Origin of the sequence: Dolomitihabitans soli (genome assembly GCF_022213955.1) — a bacterium.
Taxonomy (GTDB): Bacteria; Actinomycetota; Actinomycetes; order Streptosporangiales; family Streptosporangiaceae; genus Streptosporangium_A; species Streptosporangium_A soli.
Genome location: NZ_JAKNTW010000028.1, coordinates 149715 through 167542, shown reverse-complemented (window position 1 = coordinate 167542; position 17828 = coordinate 149715). Strand labels below are relative to the sequence as shown.

18 protein-coding genes are annotated in these 17828 nt (G+C 71.2%); 8 read left to right on the top strand and 10 right to left on the bottom strand.

Annotated elements, in window-relative coordinates; translation table 11 throughout:
- Positions 1 to 910: RNA-guided endonuclease InsQ/TnpB family protein (locus tag MBA17_RS38365; RefSeq protein WP_238502534.1), on the bottom strand; the 910-nt coding region annotated here is incomplete at its 3' end.
- 119 nt (positions 911 to 1029) lie between these two features.
- On the opposite strand from MBA17_RS38365, the gene MBA17_RS38360 reads away from it, so the two are divergent.
- Complete coding sequence (locus MBA17_RS38360) at positions 1030 to 1983, top strand: ABC transporter ATP-binding protein (RefSeq protein ID WP_238502532.1); 954 nt, start codon at positions 1030 to 1032, stop codon at positions 1981 to 1983.
- Entirely contained in the window at positions 1980 to 2828 is an 849-nt protein-coding gene (locus MBA17_RS38355) for an ABC transporter permease (RefSeq protein WP_238502530.1), read from the top strand. The genes MBA17_RS38360 and MBA17_RS38355 overlap by 4 nt, the downstream gene beginning before the upstream one ends.
- Before the next feature lie 105 nt (positions 2829 to 2933).
- On the opposite strand, the gene MBA17_RS38350 is transcribed toward MBA17_RS38355, so the two are convergent.
- The 3 genes from MBA17_RS38350 to MBA17_RS38340 are packed head-to-tail and all read right to left on the bottom strand — an operon-like array spanning position 2934 to position 6104.
- Positions 2934 to 3761, bottom strand: a complete 828-nt coding sequence (locus tag MBA17_RS38350) for a sugar phosphate isomerase/epimerase family protein (protein WP_238502528.1) — start codon at positions 3759 to 3761, stop codon at positions 2934 to 2936.
- 55 nt (positions 3762 to 3816) lie between these two features.
- Entirely contained in the window at positions 3817 to 4962 is a 1146-nt protein-coding gene (locus MBA17_RS38345) for a dihydrodipicolinate synthase family protein (protein WP_238502526.1), read from the bottom strand.
- On the bottom strand, positions 4959 to 6104 hold the full coding sequence (locus MBA17_RS38340; protein WP_238502525.1) for a Gfo/Idh/MocA family protein: 1146 nt from the start codon (positions 6102 to 6104) through the stop codon (positions 4959 to 4961). Before MBA17_RS38340 ends, MBA17_RS38345 begins: the two co-directional genes overlap by 4 nt.
- A gap of 130 nt (positions 6105 to 6234) precedes the next feature.
- On the opposite strand from MBA17_RS38340, the gene MBA17_RS38335 reads away from it, so the two are divergent.
- A complete protein-coding gene (locus MBA17_RS38335; RefSeq protein WP_238502524.1) occupies positions 6235 to 6420 on the top strand; it encodes a CsbD family protein in 186 nt (61 codons plus the stop codon).
- 4 nt (positions 6421 to 6424) lie between these two features.
- Here MBA17_RS38335 and MBA17_RS38330 read toward each other — a convergent pair whose 3' ends face one another.
- On the bottom strand, positions 6425 to 8128 hold the full coding sequence (locus MBA17_RS38330) for an ABC transporter ATP-binding protein (protein ID WP_274386618.1): 1704 nt from the start codon (positions 8126 to 8128) through the stop codon (positions 6425 to 6427).
- A gap of 370 nt (positions 8129 to 8498) precedes the next feature.
- On the opposite strand from MBA17_RS38330, the gene hutU reads away from it, so the two are divergent.
- Together hutU and MBA17_RS38320 are read left to right on the top strand one after the other, a co-directional pair.
- Positions 8499 to 10154 carry a urocanate hydratase gene (gene hutU, locus MBA17_RS38325; protein WP_238502522.1) on the top strand — a complete coding sequence of 552 codons (1656 nt, stop codon included), beginning with the start codon at positions 8499 to 8501 and terminating at the stop codon, positions 10152 to 10154.
- Positions 10155 to 10175: 21 nt separating this feature from the next.
- Positions 10176 to 11063 carry a MurR/RpiR family transcriptional regulator gene (locus tag MBA17_RS38320; protein ID WP_238502521.1) on the top strand — a complete coding sequence of 296 codons (888 nt, stop codon included), beginning with the start codon at positions 10176 to 10178 and terminating at the stop codon, positions 11061 to 11063.
- Here the strand turns inward: MBA17_RS38320 and MBA17_RS38315 are convergent.
- The 5 genes from MBA17_RS38315 to MBA17_RS38295 form a co-directional block, all read right to left on the bottom strand.
- Positions 11060 to 11809, bottom strand: coding sequence for an ABC transporter permease (locus MBA17_RS38315; RefSeq protein ID WP_238502520.1), 750 nt, complete (start codon positions 11807 to 11809; stop codon positions 11060 to 11062). The genes MBA17_RS38320 and MBA17_RS38315 overlap by 4 nt on opposite strands.
- A gap of 23 nt (positions 11810 to 11832) precedes the next feature.
- Entirely contained in the window at positions 11833 to 12792 is a 960-nt protein-coding gene (locus tag MBA17_RS38310) for an ATP-binding cassette domain-containing protein (RefSeq protein ID WP_238502519.1), read from the bottom strand.
- A 32-nt stretch (positions 12793 to 12824) separates the two neighbouring features.
- Positions 12825 to 13340 (bottom strand): PadR family transcriptional regulator, encoded by a 516-nt coding sequence (locus tag MBA17_RS38305; protein WP_238502518.1) that lies wholly within the window; start codon positions 13338 to 13340, stop codon positions 12825 to 12827.
- A 73-nt stretch (positions 13341 to 13413) separates the two neighbouring features.
- Positions 13414 to 13689, bottom strand: a complete 276-nt coding sequence (locus MBA17_RS38300; RefSeq protein WP_238502517.1) for a type II toxin-antitoxin system RelE family toxin — start codon at positions 13687 to 13689, stop codon at positions 13414 to 13416.
- On the bottom strand, positions 13686 to 13964 hold the full coding sequence (locus tag MBA17_RS38295) for a type II toxin-antitoxin system Phd/YefM family antitoxin (RefSeq protein ID WP_238502516.1): 279 nt from the start codon (positions 13962 to 13964) through the stop codon (positions 13686 to 13688). The genes MBA17_RS38300 and MBA17_RS38295 overlap by 4 nt, the downstream gene beginning before the upstream one ends.
- Before the next feature lie 45 nt (positions 13965 to 14009).
- Between MBA17_RS38295 and MBA17_RS38290 the strand changes: the two genes are divergently transcribed.
- The 3 genes from MBA17_RS38290 to hutI are packed head-to-tail and all read left to right on the top strand — an operon-like array spanning position 14010 to position 17787.
- Positions 14010 to 15308, top strand: coding sequence for an allantoate amidohydrolase (locus tag MBA17_RS38290; RefSeq protein ID WP_238502515.1), 1299 nt, complete (start codon positions 14010 to 14012; stop codon positions 15306 to 15308).
- A complete protein-coding gene (locus MBA17_RS38285) occupies positions 15299 to 16642 on the top strand; it encodes a formimidoylglutamate deiminase (RefSeq protein WP_238502514.1) in 1344 nt (447 codons plus the stop codon). Before MBA17_RS38290 ends, MBA17_RS38285 begins: the two co-directional genes overlap by 10 nt.
- Positions 16639 to 17787 (top strand): imidazolonepropionase, encoded by a 1149-nt coding sequence (hutI, locus tag MBA17_RS38280; protein ID WP_238502512.1) that lies wholly within the window; start codon positions 16639 to 16641, stop codon positions 17785 to 17787. Before MBA17_RS38285 ends, hutI begins: the two co-directional genes overlap by 4 nt.
- Positions 17788 to 17828: the final 41 nt, after the last annotated feature.

Genomic DNA, 17828 nt, shown 5'->3' with positions numbered 1-17828 from the left:
TGTACTCCAGCATCGACCGCAACTCCCGCCAGCCCGCATCCGAGATCGCGCGAGCCAGCTGGTGGTTCTTCACCATGTTCCGCACCGCCAGATCCTCGATCACGACCGTTTGGTTCTCACGGACGAGCCGAGTACTCACCTTGTGCAGATGATCCCGACGGCGGTCGGTGATCCGCGCATGCACCCGGGCCACCACCAGCCTGGCCTTCCCCCGGTTCGCCGACCCTTTCGCCTTACGGGCCAGCGCCCGCTGCGCCCGGGCCAGCCTGCGCCGATCGGCACGCTCGAACCCCGGGTTGGGGACCACCTCCCCGGTGGACAACGTGACCAGCGCGCTGATCCCGGCATCCACCCCCACCTCGCCCTGCGCCGGGGGCAGCGGCGCGATGGCCTCCTGGACCAGGAGGGACACGAACCAGCGACCGGCCGCGTCCCTCGACACCGTCACCGTGGACGGCTCCGCCCCCGCCGGCAACGGCCGCGACCACACGACGTTCAGCGGCGCGTCCATCTTCGCCAGGGTGAGCTGCCCGTCGCGGTAGGTGAACGCCGAGCGGGTGTACTCCGCCGAGGACCGCGACCGGCGACGCGACTTGAACACCGGGTATTTGGCCCGTTTCGCGAAGAAGTTGCCGAACGCCGTCTGCAAGTGCCGCAACGCCTGCTGCAACGGGACACACGACACCTCCCGCAGGAAACCGAACTCCTCGCTCCGCTTCCAGCCGGTCAACGCGGCCGAAGACTCCGCGTAGGAGACCCCCCTGCCCTCCTCGGCGTGGGCGCGGGTCCGCTCCTCCAACGCCTTGTTGTACACCAGGCGGACACAGCCGAACGTCCGCACCAGCTGCGAAGCCTGCTCGGGGGTCGGATAGAAGCGGTACCGGTAGGCCCGCTTCACCAGCTGCGCCACACCCCGACCCTACCGAGACGATCACCTGGGAGTCGCTTGTTTGTTCGTATCCGCCGCGGCTCTGTGCCGCGTTTCCTCCCCCGCCTGAAGGCGGGGGTATCCACGCTCAAGGAGAAACGATGACGACGAGCGAAGTCGTGGTCGATGTCGGCGGCCTGCGCATGCGCTACGGCACGACCGATGTCCTGCACGATGTGAGCTTTCGGGCGCACCAGGGAGAAGTGCTGTGCCTGCTCGGGCCGAACGGCGCGGGAAAGACCACCACGATCGAGATCATGGAGGGTTTCCGGATGCGCTCGGCGGGCCGGGTCGAGGTGCTCGGCACCGACCCGGCCCACGGCGACGAGCAGTGGCGGGCGAAGGTCGGGATCGTCCTGCAGTCCTGGCGTGACCATGGCAAATGGCGGGTCCGCGAGCTGCTGGAGCACCTCGGCCGGTACTACGCCGCCTACTCCACCGAGTCGATCAAACGGCCGTGGGACGCGGATCACCTCGTCGCCGCGGTCGGCCTGACCGAGCAGACGGACAAGAAGGTCAGGATGCTCTCCGGCGGGCAGCGGCGCCGGTTGGACGTGGCGATCGGCCTCGTGGGCCGTCCCGAACTGGTGTTCCTCGACGAGCCCACCGCCGGGCTCGACCCGGTGGCCCGGCGTGGCTTCCACGAACTCGTCCAGGGCCTCGCCGACGAGGGCGACACCACGATCCTGCTCACCACCCACGATCTGACCGAAGCCGAGAAGCTCGCCGACCGCATCATGGTCCTCGACGGGGGACGGATCATCGCGGACGGCACGGCGGCCGAGCTCGCCCGGCAGATCGCCGGCGGGGACGAGGTGCGCTGGAGCCGAGACGGGCAGCTCTTCCGGGTGTCGACCACCGAGTCGACCCGGTTCGTCCGCGAGCTGTTCCAGCGGTACGGCGAGGCGATCGAGAACCTGGAGGTCCGCCGGGCCTCGCTGGAGGACACCTACCTCTCCCTGGTCCACCGGGCCGAAACCGGCGCGAACACGGCGGCGGAAGCGAGCGGGGAAGACCTGGCGGCGGAAGCGAGCAGGGAAGAGGTGGCCCGATGAATCCGACCACGATGGCGTGGCGCGCGGGCTGGTCCCGCGGCGTGATCGAGCTGCGGCAGTCCCTCACCAACGGCGGGGATCTGTTCAACCACTTCTTCTGGCCCGTGCTGATGCTGATCACCGTGTTCCTCATGCGCGACGCGTCCTTCGGGCAGAGCGGATTCGCGCTCGGCACCCTGGTCCTGCCGAGCATCCTCGGCATGAACGCCGCGATGTCCATGGTCGCCATGAGCCAGCAGCTCACCGCCGACCGTGAGGACGGGACCCTGCTGCGGGCGAAGGCGACACCGAACGGAATGACGGGCTACCTGCTCGGCAAGATCATCTCGGTGTCCGGCGGCCTGATCGTCGACCTCGCGATCTTTCTGGTCCCCGGCATGCTCATCATCTCCGGCCTCGCGATCGGCGATCCGGGCTCCTGGCTGACCCTGATCTGGGTGCTGCTGCTGGGGCTGGTGGCGACCCTGCCGATCGGCGCGGTGCTGGGATCGGTGTTCGTCAGCGTGCGCAGCCAGGGACTGCTCACGCTGCCGATGCTCGGGATGATCGCGATCTCCGGGATCTTCTACCCGATCACGGTGCTGCCGGAGTGGGTGCAATGGATCGCCCAGGTGTTCCCGATCTACTGGCTCGGCCTCGGCATGCGTTCAGCTCTGCTGCCCGACGGTGCGGTCGCCGTCGAGATCGGCGAATCCTGGCGGCACCTGGAGACCGTCGGGGTACTGGGCGCCTGGGCCGTGCTCGGCCTGATCATGGCGCCGATCGTGCTGCGCCGGATGGCCCGCCGGGAGTCGGGTTCCAGCGTGGCCGAGCGCCGCGAGAAGGCGCTGCAGCGGATCGGGTGAGGCGAACGGCGTCCCACCCGTCCAGCGAGGACGACCCCGCGTTCCGGGGGTGACGGTCCTGCCGGTGGGACGCCGATCGCGGGTCGTGCCACTCCCTGCGAGGAGCTAGCGGACCAAGGTGCGGTAACGGTCCTTCATCGTGGTGAGGACCTCGTCGGGGTCGGCGGCCCAGATGTCGGCGTTGAAGATCTCGACCTCGATGTCGCCCCGGTAGCCCGCGGCCTCGACGGCGGCGGTCAGCGGTCCGAAGTCGATCACGCCGTCGCCCATCATGCCGCGACCGAGCAGCACGTCGGCGGGAAGCGGCTGGAGCCAGTCGCACACCTGGTAGGACGCGATCCGCCGGCCCGCGCGGGCGATCTGCTCGAAGACCTGGGGATCCCACCAGACATGGAAGGTGTCCACGACCACGCCCACCTGCTCAACGGGGAACGCCTCGGCCAGGTCGACCGCCTGACCGAGCGTGGAGATCACGGCCCGGTCCGCGCAGTACATCGGGTGCAGGGGTTCCAGCGCCAGCCGCACGCCACGCTCACCCGCGTACGGGGCCAGTACGGCGAGCGCCTCGGCGACCCGCTCGCGGGCGGCCGGCAGGTCGCGGGAGAAGCCCGCTGCGGGGGTCTCTCCCGCCGGCACGCCCGGGAGCCCGCCCACCACCATGACCAGGCAGGGCGCGCCCAGTTCCGCCGCCTCGTCGATTGCGCGCCGGTTGTCGTCGAGCGCGGTGCCCTCGGTCAGGAAGCCGCCCCTGCACAACGAGGAGACCCGCAGGCCGCTGTCGGCGACGAGCTTCACCGCGCGGTCGAGGCCGCACTCGTGGAGCTGCTGCCGCCAGACGCCGATCGCCGGGATCTCGTGCCGCACGCACCCCTCGACCGCGTCCGCCAGGCTCCACCGCCTGGTCGTCCACTGGTTCAGCGACAGCCGGTTCACCGAGTCACCTCCGTGGTGGGTGTGTCCGTCCGGTTCACGTGCGGGCCGATCCGGTTCATGTCACTCCCGCGGTGGTGAGCAGCGCGGTCATCCGGGCGGCGGCCAGTTCGGGGTCGGGGAGCAGCCCGGCGATGTCGGCCAGGCGGAAGGTCTCGGCCAGGTGCGGGACGGAACGCGCGTTCTGCGCCCCGTTGACCATGATGAACGCGTCCTGGTGCCCGGCCAGCCAGGCGAGGAACACGATGCCCGTCTTGTAGTGGTAGGTCGGTGTCTGAAAGATGTGCCGGGACAGCGGCACCGTCGGGCCGAACGCCGCCTCGTAGCCCCCCAGGTCGCCGTCGTCCAGCGCGGTGAGCGCGGCGGAGGCGGCGGGCGCGATCGCGTCGAAGATGCCGAGCAGCGCGTGGCTGCCGCTTCTGATCAGCTCGGGATAGTTGAAGTCGTCGCCCGTGTAGAGCTTGACGCCGTCCGGCAGCGCGGCGCGCAGCCCGACCTCGTGCGCGGCGTCCAGCAGCGAGACCTTCACCCCGTCGATCTTGTCCGCGTGCGCACGGATCAGGGTGAGGAAGGCGTCCGTCGCCTCAGCCACGTCCGCGGAGCCCCAGTAGCCGGCCAGCTGGGGATCGAACATCTCGCCCAGCCAGTGCAGGATCACCGGGCGGCGCGCCTGTTCGAGGAGCCTGCCGTACACCTGGTGGTAGTCGTCGGGGCCGCGTGCGATGGCGGCGAGCTGGCGGCTGGCCATCAGGATGACTCCCGCGCCCGTGTCCTCGACCAGCTCGGCCTGTTCCTCGTAGGCGGCGGTCACCGCCGCGAGGGTCGCCGCGCCGGGGGCGTGGTCGGTGCCCGCGCCGCAGGCGAGCAGCTCGGCCGGGTCGCCGAAGTCCTTGGCCTCGGCGGCGCTGCGCCTGATCAGCTCGCCGGTGGCCGCCCAGTCGAGACCCATGTTCCGCTGCGCGGTGTCCATCGCGTCGGCGACCCGCAGGCCGTACGACCACAGGTGCCGTCTGAACCGCATCGTGGTCTCCCAGTCGACCACGGCGGGCCGCCCGGGGGTGTTGTCGCCGAGCGGGTCCGCGACGACGTGCGCGGCCGCGTAGGCGATCCGGCCGCGCAGCGCCAGGTTCGGCCTGCGCCAGGCCACCGGTTCACGCTGGGTGTACGGCTCCAGCCGCCCGTCGATGGTGGGAAGGAGGATCACAGCGGCGGCACCTCGAGGCGGCGGCCCTCGGCGGAGGAGCGCAGACCGAGTTCGGCGACCTGCACGCCGCGCGCTCCGGAGGCGAGGTCGTGGGGGAACGGCCCGTCCTCCAGCACGTGGCGGACGAACAGCTCCCACTGCACCTTGAAGCCGTTGTCGAACTCCTCGTTGTCGGGCACCTCCTGCCACTGGTCCCGGAAGCTCTCGGTGGCCGGGAGATCGGGGTTCCAGACGGGCTTGGGGGTGGCCGACCGGTGCTGGATCCGGCATCGGCGCAGCCCCGCGACGGCGCTTCCCTCGGTGCCGTCGACCTGGAACTCCACCAGCTCGTCCCGGTTGACCCTGACGTCCCAGGAGGAGTTGATCTGCGCGATGATCCCGTCGGCCAGCTCGAAGATCCCGTAGGCGGCGTCGTCGGCGGTCGCCTTGTACTCCTGGCCGTTCTCGTCCCAGCGCTGGGGCAGGTGGGTGACGGCCCTGGCGGTGACGGCCTCGACCGGGCCGAACAGGTTCTCCATGACATAGGTCCAGTGCGGGAACATGTCGAGCACGATCCCGCCGCCGTCCTCGCTCCGGTAGTTCCACGACGGGCGCTGGGCGGGCTGCCAGTCTCCCTCGAACACCCAGTAGCCGAACTCCCCGCGCACCGACAGGATCCTGCCGAAGAACCCGCCGTCGATCAGCCGCTTCAGCTTCCGCAACCCCGGCAGGAACAGCTTGTCCTGCACCACGCCGTGCTTCACGCCCGCCGCCGTGGCCTTCTCCGCGAGCATCAGGGCGTCGGCCAGTGTCTCCGCGGTGGGCTTCTCGGTGTAGATGTGCTTGCCCGCGGCGATGGCCGCCAGTACGGCGGGCACCCGCGCGGAGGTGACCTGGGAGTCGAAGTAGATCTCGCAGCCCGGATCGGACAGCGCGGCGTCGAGGTCGGTGGTCCACTTGGTGAGCCCGTGCCGGGTGGCGATGTCGGCGAGTCTGCCCTCGTTCCTGCCGACGAGAACCGGGTCGATCAGGACCCGCTCCCCGCTCCCCAGGGTCACGCCGCCCTGCTCGTTGATCGCCAATACCGACCGCACAAGGTGCTGGCGATATCCCATTCGCCCGGTGACGCCGTTCAGCACGACGCCCAGGGTCCGTGTCGTCATTCTCACCCCTAGTGGAAAGCGCTTTCCGATGGTCTAAACGTTAGGCTCCCCACCCACCCCCCGTCAACTGGCGCGTTTCCTGTCCGATTTGCCGGGGAGCTTAAGTGCCTCAAGGTGAGAGGAGAACATCATGGGCGTTGTGGAGAGGCTACGGCTTCGCGAGCTGAAGGCCCGGATCAAGCAGGGACTGGGCAGGCGCACCGGAGACCGCAGGCTGGCCGCCGAGGGCCGGACCGACGAGGCCGAGGCCCGCCTGCTCAGGACCAAGGCCAGGATCACCGACATGGCCAGGGACTTCCGCCGGGGACGCCGCTGACCGGTCAGCCCGCGGCCGCCGCCCCCATCGCCGCCGTTCCCGTCACGAACTGGGTGGTGGCCAGCTCGCGGTAGAGGTCGTCGTCGGCCACCAGCTCGGCGTGTGTGCCGGCCGCCCTGACCCGGCCCGCCTCCAGGACCACGATGCGCTCCGCGCTGGTCACGGTGGACAGCCGGTGCGCGATCACCAGCACGGTCGTGATGCCGGCCACCTCCGTGATCACGTCGCGCAGGCGCAGCTCGTTCACCGCGTCGAGCTGTGAGGTCGCCTCGTCGAGCAGCAGCAGGCGCGGACGGCGCAGCAACGCCCTGGCGATCGCCACCCGCTGCCGCTCACCGCCGGACAGCATCTGGCCGCGATGCCCCACCTGCGTGTCCAGGCCCTCGGGCAGCCGCGCGACCAGATCACTGAGCTGCGTACGGCCGAGCACCTCGATGATCTCCTCCTCGGTGGCGTGGGGCGCGCCGAAGGTGAGGTTCTCCCGCAGGGTCCCCGCGAGCACGGGGGAGTCCTGCTCCACGTAGCCGAACGCGCCGCGCAGCTCCGTCATCGGCAGGTCGCGCAGATCGGCGCCGTCTAGCCGGATGGCCCCCGACGACGGCTCGTAGAAACGCTCGAGCAGCGCGAAGATCGTGGACTTGCCCGCGCCCGACGGGCCGACCAGGGCGGTCATGCCGCCGGCGGAGACCTCGAAGGAGACGCCGTTCAGCGCGGGGGCGCGGTCCTCGTCGTAGGCGAAGCGCACATCGTCGAACACGATCCCGGCCGGCGCCGTATCGCCGGCGGCGACGCCCTCGGCCGGGGCCGACGGCTCGACGTCGAGGTCCTCGACCTCGCGCATCCGCTTGACGGCGGCCAGGCCCGTCTGGAGCTGGGTGGCGCCCTCGACCAGCATCGCGATCGGGCCGGTCAGATAGAAGAGGTAGAGCAGGAAGGCGATCAGCGAGGAGACCTCGAGAGCGCCGGAGGCCACCCGCACGCCGCCCACCCCGAGCACGGCGAGGAAGGAGAGCTGGACGCCCAGCCAGGTGGAGGTCCCGGCGATGGAGCTCCAGCCGGCGGCCGTGACGCCACGCCGCCACGCGCGCTCGGCGGCCGTCCGCACCGCGGCCGTCTCACGGGCCTCGGCACCGGCGGCCTTGACCGTGCGGAACGCCTGCAGCGAGCGGTCGAGGGTGGCGCCCATCTCGCCCAGCGCCTCCTGGGCCTGCGCGGTGGCCCTGCCGATGCGCGGCATCACGAACATGGTGATCAGGCCGATCATGACGAGCACGCCGAGCGTCACGCCGAGCAGCACCGGGTCCATCACCGCCATCAGCACGATGCAGCCGATCAGCATGAACGCCGCGGAGATCGCGTTGGTGACGCCGCTGGTGCAGACCGCGCGGAGCAGGGTCGTGTCGGCGGTCACCCGGGAGATCAGGTCGCCGGGCTTGAGCCGGTCCACGTCGGGGACGCGCAGCCGCAGCATCCTGCCCACCAGCCTGAGCCGTGCGCTGAGCACGATGCTCTCGGCGGTCCGCTCAAGGACGTACATCCCCGCGGCCGAGATCGTGGCGCCCGCCAGCACCAGGATGGTGAGGGTCACGATGGGCCCGGTCAGCGACGCGCCGGTGCCGAAGGCGTCGATCACCGACTTGGCGACGAGCGGCTCGGCCAGGCCCGCCATGCCACCGGTGAAACCGAGCAGGCCACCGGCGACCAGCATCCACTTCTGCGGCTTGATGTGCGTTAACAGGAGTCGCCAGGGAGTCTTCGGCGGTGTAGGGGTGTCCACGGTCTCTCCAACGACTCCCGAGGTAGATCGCGTTCCACCGGCTTGAGATTTCGTTGCTAAGTAGGGGGCTCCTCAGCACAAAGTATGAGGAAGAGCGGGTGGTTGGCTGTGCGGTAAACCGGGAACGTGCCGGGTTGCGAAGCCTCTCCTTCGCACCGTGAAAAGGGGGGCCGTGTTCCGGGGCGTGCGCCCGGGGCCGACGGCCGTGAGGGGCATCTCCGATGGGGGCCCATCGGAGATGCCTCCTCCCGAGGTACGGTTCAATGAATACATCCATTCAGCGATGGGGAGGTCGTCGATCATGCCCAGCAGCCGGACCGTGCGCGCGCCACGGGGAACCACGCTCACCGCCAAGGGCTGGCCGCAGGAGGCCGCGCTCCGGATGATCCAGAACAACCTGGATCCCGAGGTGGCCGAGCACCCCGAGCAACTCGTCGTCTACGGCGGATCCGGCAAGGCCGCCCGCGACTGGCCGTCCTTCGACGCGATCGTCCGCTCGCTGACCAGTCTGGAGGGCGACGAGACGCTGCTGGTGCAGTCGGGGCGGCCCGTCGGCGTGATGCGCACCCACGAGTGGGCGCCCCGGGTGCTGATCGCCAACTCCAACCTGGTGCCCGACTGGGCGAACTGGGAGGAGTTCCGCCGTCTGGAGTCCGCCGGGCTCACCATGTACGGCCAGATGACCGCCGGTTCGTGGATCTACATCGGCACCCAGGGCATCCTGCAGGGCACGTACGAGACCTTCGCCGCCGTCGCCGCCAAGCGGTACGACGGCGATCTGGCCGGCACCATCACCCTGACCGCCGGGCTCGGCGGCATGGGCGGCGCGCAGCCGCTGGCCGTGACGATGAACGGCGGCGTGGCGATCTGCGTCGACTGCGACCCGCGTTCGATCGAGCGGCGGATCGAGCACGGCTACCTCGACGTGCGGGCCGGATCCCTCAGCGAGGCGCTCCGGCTGGCGCGGGAGGCGCGGGACGCCCGCCGTCCGCTGTCGATCGGGGTCGAGGGCAACGCGGCCCAGGTGCTGCCCGAACTGCTGGCCGCCGGGGCCGAGATCGACATCGTCACCGACCAGACCAGCGCGCACGACCCGCTGATGTACCTCCCCCTCGGCGTCGCCTTCGCGGACATGGCCGCCGAGCGGGAGAAGGACCCGGCCGGCTTCACCACCCGGGCCCGCGAGTCGATGGCCCGGCACGTCGAGGCGATGGTCGGCTTCCAGGACGCGGGGGCCGAGGTCTTCGACTACGGCAACTCCATCAGGGGCGAGGCCCAACTCGCCGGCTACACCCGCGCCTTCGACTTCCCCGGCTTCGTGCCCGCCTACATCCGCCCGCTGTTCTGCGAGGGAAGGGGCCCGTTCCGGTGGGCCGCGCTGTCCGGCGCCGCCGAGGACATCGCCGCCACCGACCGCGCCATCCTCGACCTGTTCCCCCGCAACGAGCCGCTGAACAGGTGGATCCGCCTGGCGCAGGAGAAGGTCCACTTCCAGGGACTGCCCGCGCGCATCTGCTGGCTCGGGTACGGCGAGCGGCACCTGGCCGGTGAGCGGTTCAACGACATGGTGGCCTCGGGCGAGTTGCAGGCCCCGATCGTCATCGGCCGCGACCACCTCGACTGCGGTTCGGTGGCCTCGCCGTACCGGGAGACCGAGGGGATGGCCGACGGGTCCGACGCGATCGCCGACTGGCCGCTGCTCAACGCGATGGTCAACGTGGCCTCCGGCGCGTCGTGGGTCTCGATCCACCACGGCGGGGGAGTGGGCATCGGGCGTTCGATCCACGCGGGCCAGGTGACCGTCGCCGACGGGACCAGGCTGGCCGGCGAGAAGCTGGCCCGGGTTTTGACGAACGATCCGGGGATGGGCGTCATCCGGCACGTCGACGCCGGTTACGAGGAGGCCTCCGAGGTGGCGGCGGAGCGTGGTGTGCGGGTGCCGATGCGGGAGTCGTGACAGGCGGCGGAATGCCCGTCGGTGCCGGAGGCGTTGGAGCAGGATGTGGCCGAGGGACTCAAGGGACTCAAGGGACTACTGGACGGCAGGCGGTTGTCGCCCGTGCAGCGGCGGATCGCCCAGTACCTCGGCGAGCACCTGGCTGAGGCGATCTTCCTGTCCAGCGTGGAGCTGGCCGAGCGCGCGGGGGTCAGCCAGCCGTCGGTGACCAGGTTCGCGATGGTGCTCGGCTTCGCCGGGTATCCCGATCTGCGGCACGCCCTGCGCCCGATGGTGCTCGGCGGGGCCGCGCAGGGGGAGCCGGGGGCGCCCGCCGAAGGCCGGCTGGGCGAGGCGGTGGACGCGGAACTGCGCAACCTCGCCGGAGTGCGTGACCGCCTGCTCGGCCGTGGTTCGGAGACCGGGCTCACGGCCGAGGTCGAGGAGCTGGGCGGTGCGCTCGCCGCCTCGGAGCCGCTGCCGGTGCTCGGCCTCCGGGTCTCCGCCGGGCTGGCCACGACCTTCGCCTACTACGCCAGGCGGATCCACCCCGACGTCCGGCTGTTCGTCCACGGCGGGTCCGAGCTGGCCGACGGGCTGCACGCCGCGCGGCGGGCGGGCGCCGAGTGGCTGCTCGCCGTGGCGCTGCCGCGTTATCCGGCGGAGATCGTGCACGCCCTGGAGTACGCCGACAAGCTGGGCCTGCGGATCGCGACGATCACCGACAGGCCCGGCGTGCCGTTCCCCGCCGAGGTGGTGCTCGACGCCCCGGTCGGCGACCGGCTCGTCTTCGACTCCCACGCCGCGCCGCTCGCCCTCGCCATGGTGCTGGTGGAGGCGATGGCCGACGCGGCGCCGCTGCGGACCCAGGCCAGGCTGGAGGAGCACGAGCGGATGGCCGACGAGGTCGGCGTCTTCTACGACGGTTAGCCGGCCAGTTTTCGCATCGAGGAGACCGACCAGGCCATGGTGAGCGCGCCCAGGGCCAGGGTGAGGGCGAACGCCAGCGGGATCGAGCCGTTGGAGAAGTCGCCGGCGAACAGCGCGCGTCCCGCCTCGACCGCGTGGTAGAGCGGGTTGAACTGGGCGATCGCCTGCATCCAGTCGGGGGCGAGCGACATCGGCAGCATGATTCCGGTGAGCAGGATCAGCGGCAGCGCGAAGAACTGCATGATCTGCGACATACCGTTCTCGTCCCGCAGCGCGAGGGCCATGCCGTACGACAGGCCGGAGGCCAGCAGGCCGGTCGCGGCCATCAGCAGCAGCATCAGCGCGAGCCCGGGAACGCTCGCCCGCAGGCCCATCGCCCAGGCCAGGGCGACCAGCAGCAGTGCCTGGACGACCAGCACGATCATGTCGCGGAGGGTACGGCCCAGCACGATGGCCGGGCGCCAGGTCTGGCTGACGGCGAGCCGTTCGAGGTAGCCGTTGCGGATCTCGCTGATCATGCCGAAGCCGACGAACAGCGAGCCGAAGAGGGCGATCATCATCATCACGCCGGGCGTGAACTGCAGCAGCGTGTCGGCCTGGCTGCCGCCGGCGGCGGTGTTGGCGACCAGCGGGGCGAACAGCAGCAGGTAGAGCACCGGTTGCAGGAGGCCGAACAGCGGCCAGATCGGGTTGCGCAGGGTGTTCCTGAGCTCGTAGCCGAGGAACAGCGTCGTCTGACGGAGCATGGGGGGTCCTTAGGGTCAGTCGGTCACGCCGCGTCGCGGAGGGAGCGGCCGGTGTGGCGGAGGAAGACGTCGTCGAGCGTGGCCCGGTCCAGGGAGATCGACTTGAGGGAGAGGCCGCGCTCCGTGAGGGCGCGCAGCAGGAGCGGGAGGTTGTGCTCGCCGTCGTCGAGGTACGCGCGCAACGTGTCCTCCTCCGGCTGGACCTCCTTGATGTACGGCTGGGCGGCGAGCAGTTCCTGCCCGATCCGCGCGTCGTCGCCGAGTCTGAGGGTGACGACGTCGCCGGCGACCTCCTTCTTGAGTTCGCCGGGGCTGCCCTCGGTGACGACCAGGCCGTGGTCGATGATGACCAGCCGGTCGCACAGCGCGTCGGCCTCCTCCAGGTAGTGGGTGGTCAGCAGGATGCTGGTGCCCTGCCGGCGAAGGTCGCGCACCTCGTCCCACAGGTTGGCCCGGTTCTGCGGGTCCAGCCCGGTGGTCGGCTCGTCGAGGAAGAACAGCGGGGGCCGGTTGACCAGGCCGACGGCCAGCGCGAACCGGCGTTTCTGGCCGCCGGAGAGGGTCCTGATCGGGCGGTCGGCGAGGTCGGTCAGGCTGAAGGCGGCCATCAGCTCCTCACTCCTGGCCTGCGCCTGCCTGCGTGACATGCCGCCGATCCTGGCGGCCAGGACCAGGCCCTCGCGGCCCGGGGCGTTCTCGTCCACCCCGCCGGCCTGGCCGACGTAGCCGATGTTCTCCCTGACCTTGGCCGGCTGCCCGGTCACGTCGTACCCGGCGATCAGGGCGGTGCCGGCGGTCGGCGGGATGAGGGTGGCGAGCATCCTGACGGTGGTCGTCTTGCCCGCGCCGTTGGGCCCGAGCACGCCGAAGATCTCGCCGCTCTCGACGGACAGATCGACGCCCTTGACCGCCTCCACGGTCTTGGGGCCCTTCCGGCTCCTGCTGGTGAACGTCTTCTTCAGCCCATGGGCTTCAATGATCACTTGGTCTCCGTCTCGGGGGGTGCTGGGGCTGGTCACGGCAGGTCTTCCCGCTCGACCTTGGGGATGGCGTCCTGGAGCCAGGCGAGCTGGGCGGCGAGCTGCGTGGTGGTCAGTTTGAGGTTCTCGTCGATGTGCCGGGGCGCGCCGAAGCCCTGCTTGCCGCCGATCGCGCGCTCCATCATCGACAGCGTCACCTGGAGTTGTTCGGCCCTGCCGCGCATCGCGTTCAGCAGGTCGGGGCGGTTGATCCGGTCCATGAAGGTCATCGCGACCTGGAACGGGTCGACGATCGGCCGGACTTCGTACCACGCCTGCATCAGCTGGCGGTGGAACTCGAACCGCCCGTCCTCGGTGATCTCGTAGACCGTCTTCCCGCCCTTGCCGCCTTCGACGACGACCAGCAGGCCCTCGTCGGCCATCTTGGCCAGCCCGTGGTAGATCGACCCGTAGGCCACGTTCGCCCAGCTGTCGGCTCCCCACAGCTCCAGCCGCCGCCGTACCTCGTAGCCGTGCAGGGGGCCGTCGAGGAGAACGCCGAGAATCAGCATGCGCGTTGATGACATATACAAATTTGTATTCAAATTTGCATGGCATGTCAACTCGGTGCGAGGAAGACGGCGTTCAGTGGGACCGGTAGACGTCCGCCCGGTGCTGGACCGTGATCACCTTGACGATGACCGTGCCGTCGTCGATCAGGTACAGGACCCGGTAGTCGCCCCGCCGGGCGCTCCACTGCGGGGCGAGTGGCGCATCGAGCGGTTTGCCGACGCGGCGGGGGTTGTCCAGCAACGCCCCGGTGATGAACTCCCAGGCGGCCGCCGCCACCTTCTCCGGCAGGCGCTCACAGAGGTCGCGTTTGGCGCGGGCGGTGAGGGTCAAGGTGTGGCGCTCGCTCACAGCCTGCCTGCCTGGCGCATGGCCTTCGCGACCTGGTCCTGGGAGAAGGTGTTCCCGGATTCGAGGTCGGCCAGCCCTTCGCGGATCGCCGTCAGGAGTTCCGAGTCGGCGAGGATCTCGATCGTCTCCCGCATCGCCTCGTAGTCGTCGGCCGACAACAGGACGGCGGCGGGAACGCCGTTGCGCGTGATCTCGAACCGTTCGTGCGTGCCGACGGCGGAGTCGATCAACTTGGAGAGGTTCTGCCGGGCCTCGGCCACGGGAAGCACTGTCATGTACATAATTCTAGCCTGAATGGAACCATTCAGTAGGGTGGGGGGATGAGTGCGTTCGATGGGATGTGGGCGGCGATCTCCTCGGTCGGGCGTGATCCACGCGGCGGGTACGCGCGGGACGCCTGGTCCGGGGCCGATCTCGACATGCGGGAGTGGTTCGCGCAGGAGGCCGTACGGCGGGGCCTCGACCTGCGGGCCGACCGCAACGGGAACCTGTGGGCGTGGTGGGGTGATCCGTCGCGGGAACCGGGCGTGGTCACCGGAAGCCATCTCGACTCCGTGCGGCAGGGCGGGGCGTACGACGGACCGCTCGGCGTCGTGTCGGCGTTCGCCGCCCTCGACCTGCTCCGCGAACGAGAGGTACGGCCCGCGCGCCCGGTCGGGGTCGTGTGCTTCACCGACGAGGAGGGGGCCAGGTTCGGCGTGCCGTGCGTCGGGTCCCGGCTGCTGACCGGCGTGCTCGATCCGGACCGGGCCAGAGGGCTCACCGACGACGACGGGGGCACACTGGCCGATGCGCTCACCCGGGCGGGCCGGGAGCCCGGCTCGCTGGGGCGTGACGAGGAGACGCTGCGGCAGATAGGGGTGTTCGTCGAACTCCATGTCGAGCAGGGGCGGGCGCTGGTGCACCTGGACGCGCCGGTGGGGGTGGGCAGCACGATCTGGCCGCACGGCCGCTGGCGGCTCGACTTCCACGGACGGGCCGACCACGCGGGCACCACGGCGCTGGCGGACCGCGACGACCCGATGCTCGCACTGGCCAGGACCGTGCTCGCCGCGCGGGAGGCCGCCGAGCGGCTCGGAGTCGTGGCCACCGTGGGGAAGGTCCGGGTCTCGCCGGGCAGCGCCAACGCGATCCCCGGGCTCGTCTCCGCCTGGCTCGACGCGCGGGGGCGTACCGAGGAGGCCGTCCGGGAACTGGTCGGGGAGGTGACGGCGGGGGCTCGGGTCTCCTGCGAGTCGTGGACCCCGGCCGTCGACTTCGACCCCGCCCTGCTGGCCCGCGTCGCCCGTGCGGCCGGGCGCGGCGCGGCGTCGCCGACGCCGACGAGTGGAGCGGGCCCGGCGCTGCCGGGGACGGCGGCGCATGGTGCGGGAGTGCCGGTGCCGGGAACGGGGCACGGTGCCGGGGTGCCGGTGGCGCACGGCGCGGAGGTGCCGGTGCTGGGGACGGGGGCGGGGCATGACGCGGGAGTGCTGGCGGCGGCGGGGGTGCCCGCGGCGATGGTGTTCGTTCGCAATCCGACGGGAATCTCCCACTCGCCGGAGGAACACGCCGAGCCTGCCGACTGCCACGCCGGCGTCGCCGCACTCGCCGACGTCCTGGAGGAGCTGTGCACGTGACGTTCTGGTGTGAACTCGCCTGGTTGCCGCCGGGGCAGGTCGTCCAGGGGGTGCTGGTCAAGGTGGACGGGCGCAGGATCGCCGAGGTGCTGCCGGGGACGGGCGAACCGCCCGCGGGAGCCGTACGGCTGGCGGGCCTGACCCTGCCAGGGCTCGCCAACGCGCACTCGCACGCCTTCCACCGGGCCCTGCGCGGCACGACGCAGACGGCGAAGGGCAGCTTCTGGACCTGGCGCGAACAGATGTACGGCGCGGCGGAGGCGCTCGACCCGGACCGCTATCTGGCGCTGGCGAGGGCGACCTACGCCGAGATGGCCCTGGCGGGCGTCACCTGCGTAGGTGAGTTCCACTATCTGCACCACGGGCCCGGCGGCGTGCCGTACGACGAGCCGAACGCGATGGGGCACGCGCTGGTGCGGGCCGCGCGGGAGGCGGGGCTGCGGATCTCGCTGCTCGACACCTGTTATCTGGCGGGCGGGATGGGCACCCCGCTGAACGGTCCGCAGCGGCGTTTCGGCGACGGGGACGCGGAGCGGTGGGCGGTCAGGGCCGAGGCGCTGACCGGAGGGTACGCGGGGGAGGACGACGTGCAGGTCGGCGCCGCGATCCACTCGGTGCGCGCGGTGCCGCCCGAGCAGATGCAGGTCGTCGCCGAGTTCTCGCACCTGCACGCGGTGCCGCTGCACGCGCACGTCTCCGAGCAGCGGGCGGAGAACGCCGCGTGCGTGGAGATGTACGCGGCGAGCCCGGTCCAGGTGCTGCACGAACGCGGCGCGCTCGGCCCCCGCTCCACCGCCGTGCACGCGACCCACGTGTCGGACGTCGACCGCACCCTGCTCGGCCGGTCGGGCACCCACGTGTGCATGTGCCCCACTACCGAACGCGACCTCGCCGACGGGATCGGCCCGGCCCGGGCGATGCACGACGAGGGCTCGCCGATCACACTCGGCTCGGACAGCCACGCGGTCATCGACCTCTTCGAGGAGGCACGCGCCGTGGAACTGAACGAACGCCTCGAAACCGAACTCCGCGGCCACTGGAGCGCCCCCGAACTGCTCCAGGCCGCCACGGTCGCGGGCCACGCCTCACTCGGTTTCCCCGACGCGGGCATGCTGGTGCCGGGCGCCTGGGCCGACCTGGTGTCGGTGCGCCTCGACTCCGTCCGTACGGCGGGCGCCACCCCGGCGACGGCGGCCGAGGCGGTCGTCTTCGCCGCGACGAGCGGCGACGTGCACTCCGTGGTGTCGGGCGGCCACCGGATCGTCGCCGAGGGCCGTCATGTGCTCGGCGACGTGGGAGCCCTGCTGGGCGCGGCGATCAAGGAGATCTCATGACCTCGGTGCTGTTCGAGGGGATCGGTCTCCTCTATACCGGCGACCCCGCCGCCGAGGAGCTGCGGGACGCCGCGCTCGTCGTGGCGGACGGCGAGGTGCTGTGGACCGGCCCGTCCGACCGGGCGCCCGACGCCGACGAGCGGGTCGACGTCGAGGGCGGCTGCGTGATCCCCGGGTTCGTCGACAGCCACGCGCACCTGGTCTTCGCCGGTGACCGGACCGAGGAGTTCACCGCCCGGATGTCCGGCGTGCCCTACTCCGCAGGGGGCATCCGCACGACGGTCGCCGCCACCCGGCAGGCGACCGGCGGGGAACTCGCGGGCAGGACGGCGTCGCTGGTCGCGGAGATGCTCGACCAGGGGACCACCACCGTGGAGATCAAGAGCGGCTACGGGCTGACCATCGAGGACGAGCGGCGCTCGCTGGAGATCGCCGCCGCCTTCACCGGCGAGACCACCTATCTCGGCGCCCACGTGGTGCCGCCCGGGCTCTCCGCCGACGACTACGTGCGCGAGGTGACCGGGCCGATGCTCGACGCCTGCGCGCCGTACGCCAGGTGGATCGACGTGTTCTGCGAGCGGGGGGCGTTCGACGGCGACCAGACCAGGGAGATCCTGGCCGCGGGGATCGCGGCGGGGCTCGGGGCGCGGGTGCACGCGGGGCAGCTCGGCGAGGGTCCCGGCGTGTCGATCGCGTGCGAGCTGGGCGCGGCCTCCGCCGACCACTGCACACACCTGAGCGCCGCCGACGTCGAGGCGCTGGCCGGCTCGGGGGTCGTCGCGACCCTGCTGCCCGGCGCCGAGTTCTCCACTCGCTCGCCGTACCCCGACGCGCGTCGCCTCATCGACGCGGGGGTCACCGTCGCGCTCGCCACCGACTGCAACCCGGGGTCCTCGTTCACCTCGTCCATGCCGTTCTGCGTCGCGCTCGCCGTACGGGAGATGGCGATGACCCCGCTGGAGGCGATCAGGGCGGCGACCGTCGGCGGGGCGCGGGCGCTGCGGCGCACCGACGTCGGGGCCCTGCGTCCCGGGGCGCGCGCCGACCTGGTGGTTCTGGACGCGCCCTCCTATACGCACCTGGCCTACCGGCCGGGCGTTCCGCTGGTGCGGCAGGTGTGGCAGGGGGGCGTCAGGGTCGTGTGAAGCGTGCCGCGCGGGCCGGGACATCCTCCGTGAGGAGGAAT

Coding starts and splice junctions, on each gene's coding strand:
- MBA17_RS38355 (WP_238502530.1), top strand. CDS start 1,980: ATGAATCCGACCACGATGGCGTGGCGCGCGGGCTGGTCCCGCGGCGTG.
- hutI (WP_238502512.1), top strand. CDS start 16,639: ATGACCTCGGTGCTGTTCGAGGGGATCGGTCTCCTCTATACCGGCGAC.
- MBA17_RS38290 (WP_238502515.1), top strand. CDS start 14,010: ATGAGTGCGTTCGATGGGATGTGGGCGGCGATCTCCTCGGTCGGGCGT.
- MBA17_RS38315 (WP_238502520.1), bottom strand. CDS start 11,809: ATGCTCCGTCAGACGACGCTGTTCCTCGGCTACGAGCTCAGGAACACC.
- MBA17_RS38305 (WP_238502518.1), bottom strand. CDS start 13,340: ATGCTGATTCTCGGCGTTCTCCTCGACGGCCCCCTGCACGGCTACGAG.
- hutU (WP_238502522.1), top strand. CDS start 8,499: ATGCCCAGCAGCCGGACCGTGCGCGCGCCACGGGGAACCACGCTCACC.
- MBA17_RS38360 (WP_238502532.1), top strand. CDS start 1,030: ATGACGACGAGCGAAGTCGTGGTCGATGTCGGCGGCCTGCGCATGCGC.
- MBA17_RS38330 (WP_274386618.1), bottom strand. CDS start 8,128: ATGCTGGTCGCCGGTGGCCTGCTCGGTTTCACCGGTGGCATGGCGGGC.
- MBA17_RS38295 (WP_238502516.1), bottom strand. CDS start 13,964: ATGACAGTGCTTCCCGTGGCCGAGGCCCGGCAGAACCTCTCCAAGTTG.
- MBA17_RS38340 (WP_238502525.1), bottom strand. CDS start 6,104: ATGACGACACGGACCCTGGGCGTCGTGCTGAACGGCGTCACCGGGCGA.
- MBA17_RS38335 (WP_238502524.1), top strand. CDS start 6,235: ATGGGCGTTGTGGAGAGGCTACGGCTTCGCGAGCTGAAGGCCCGGATC.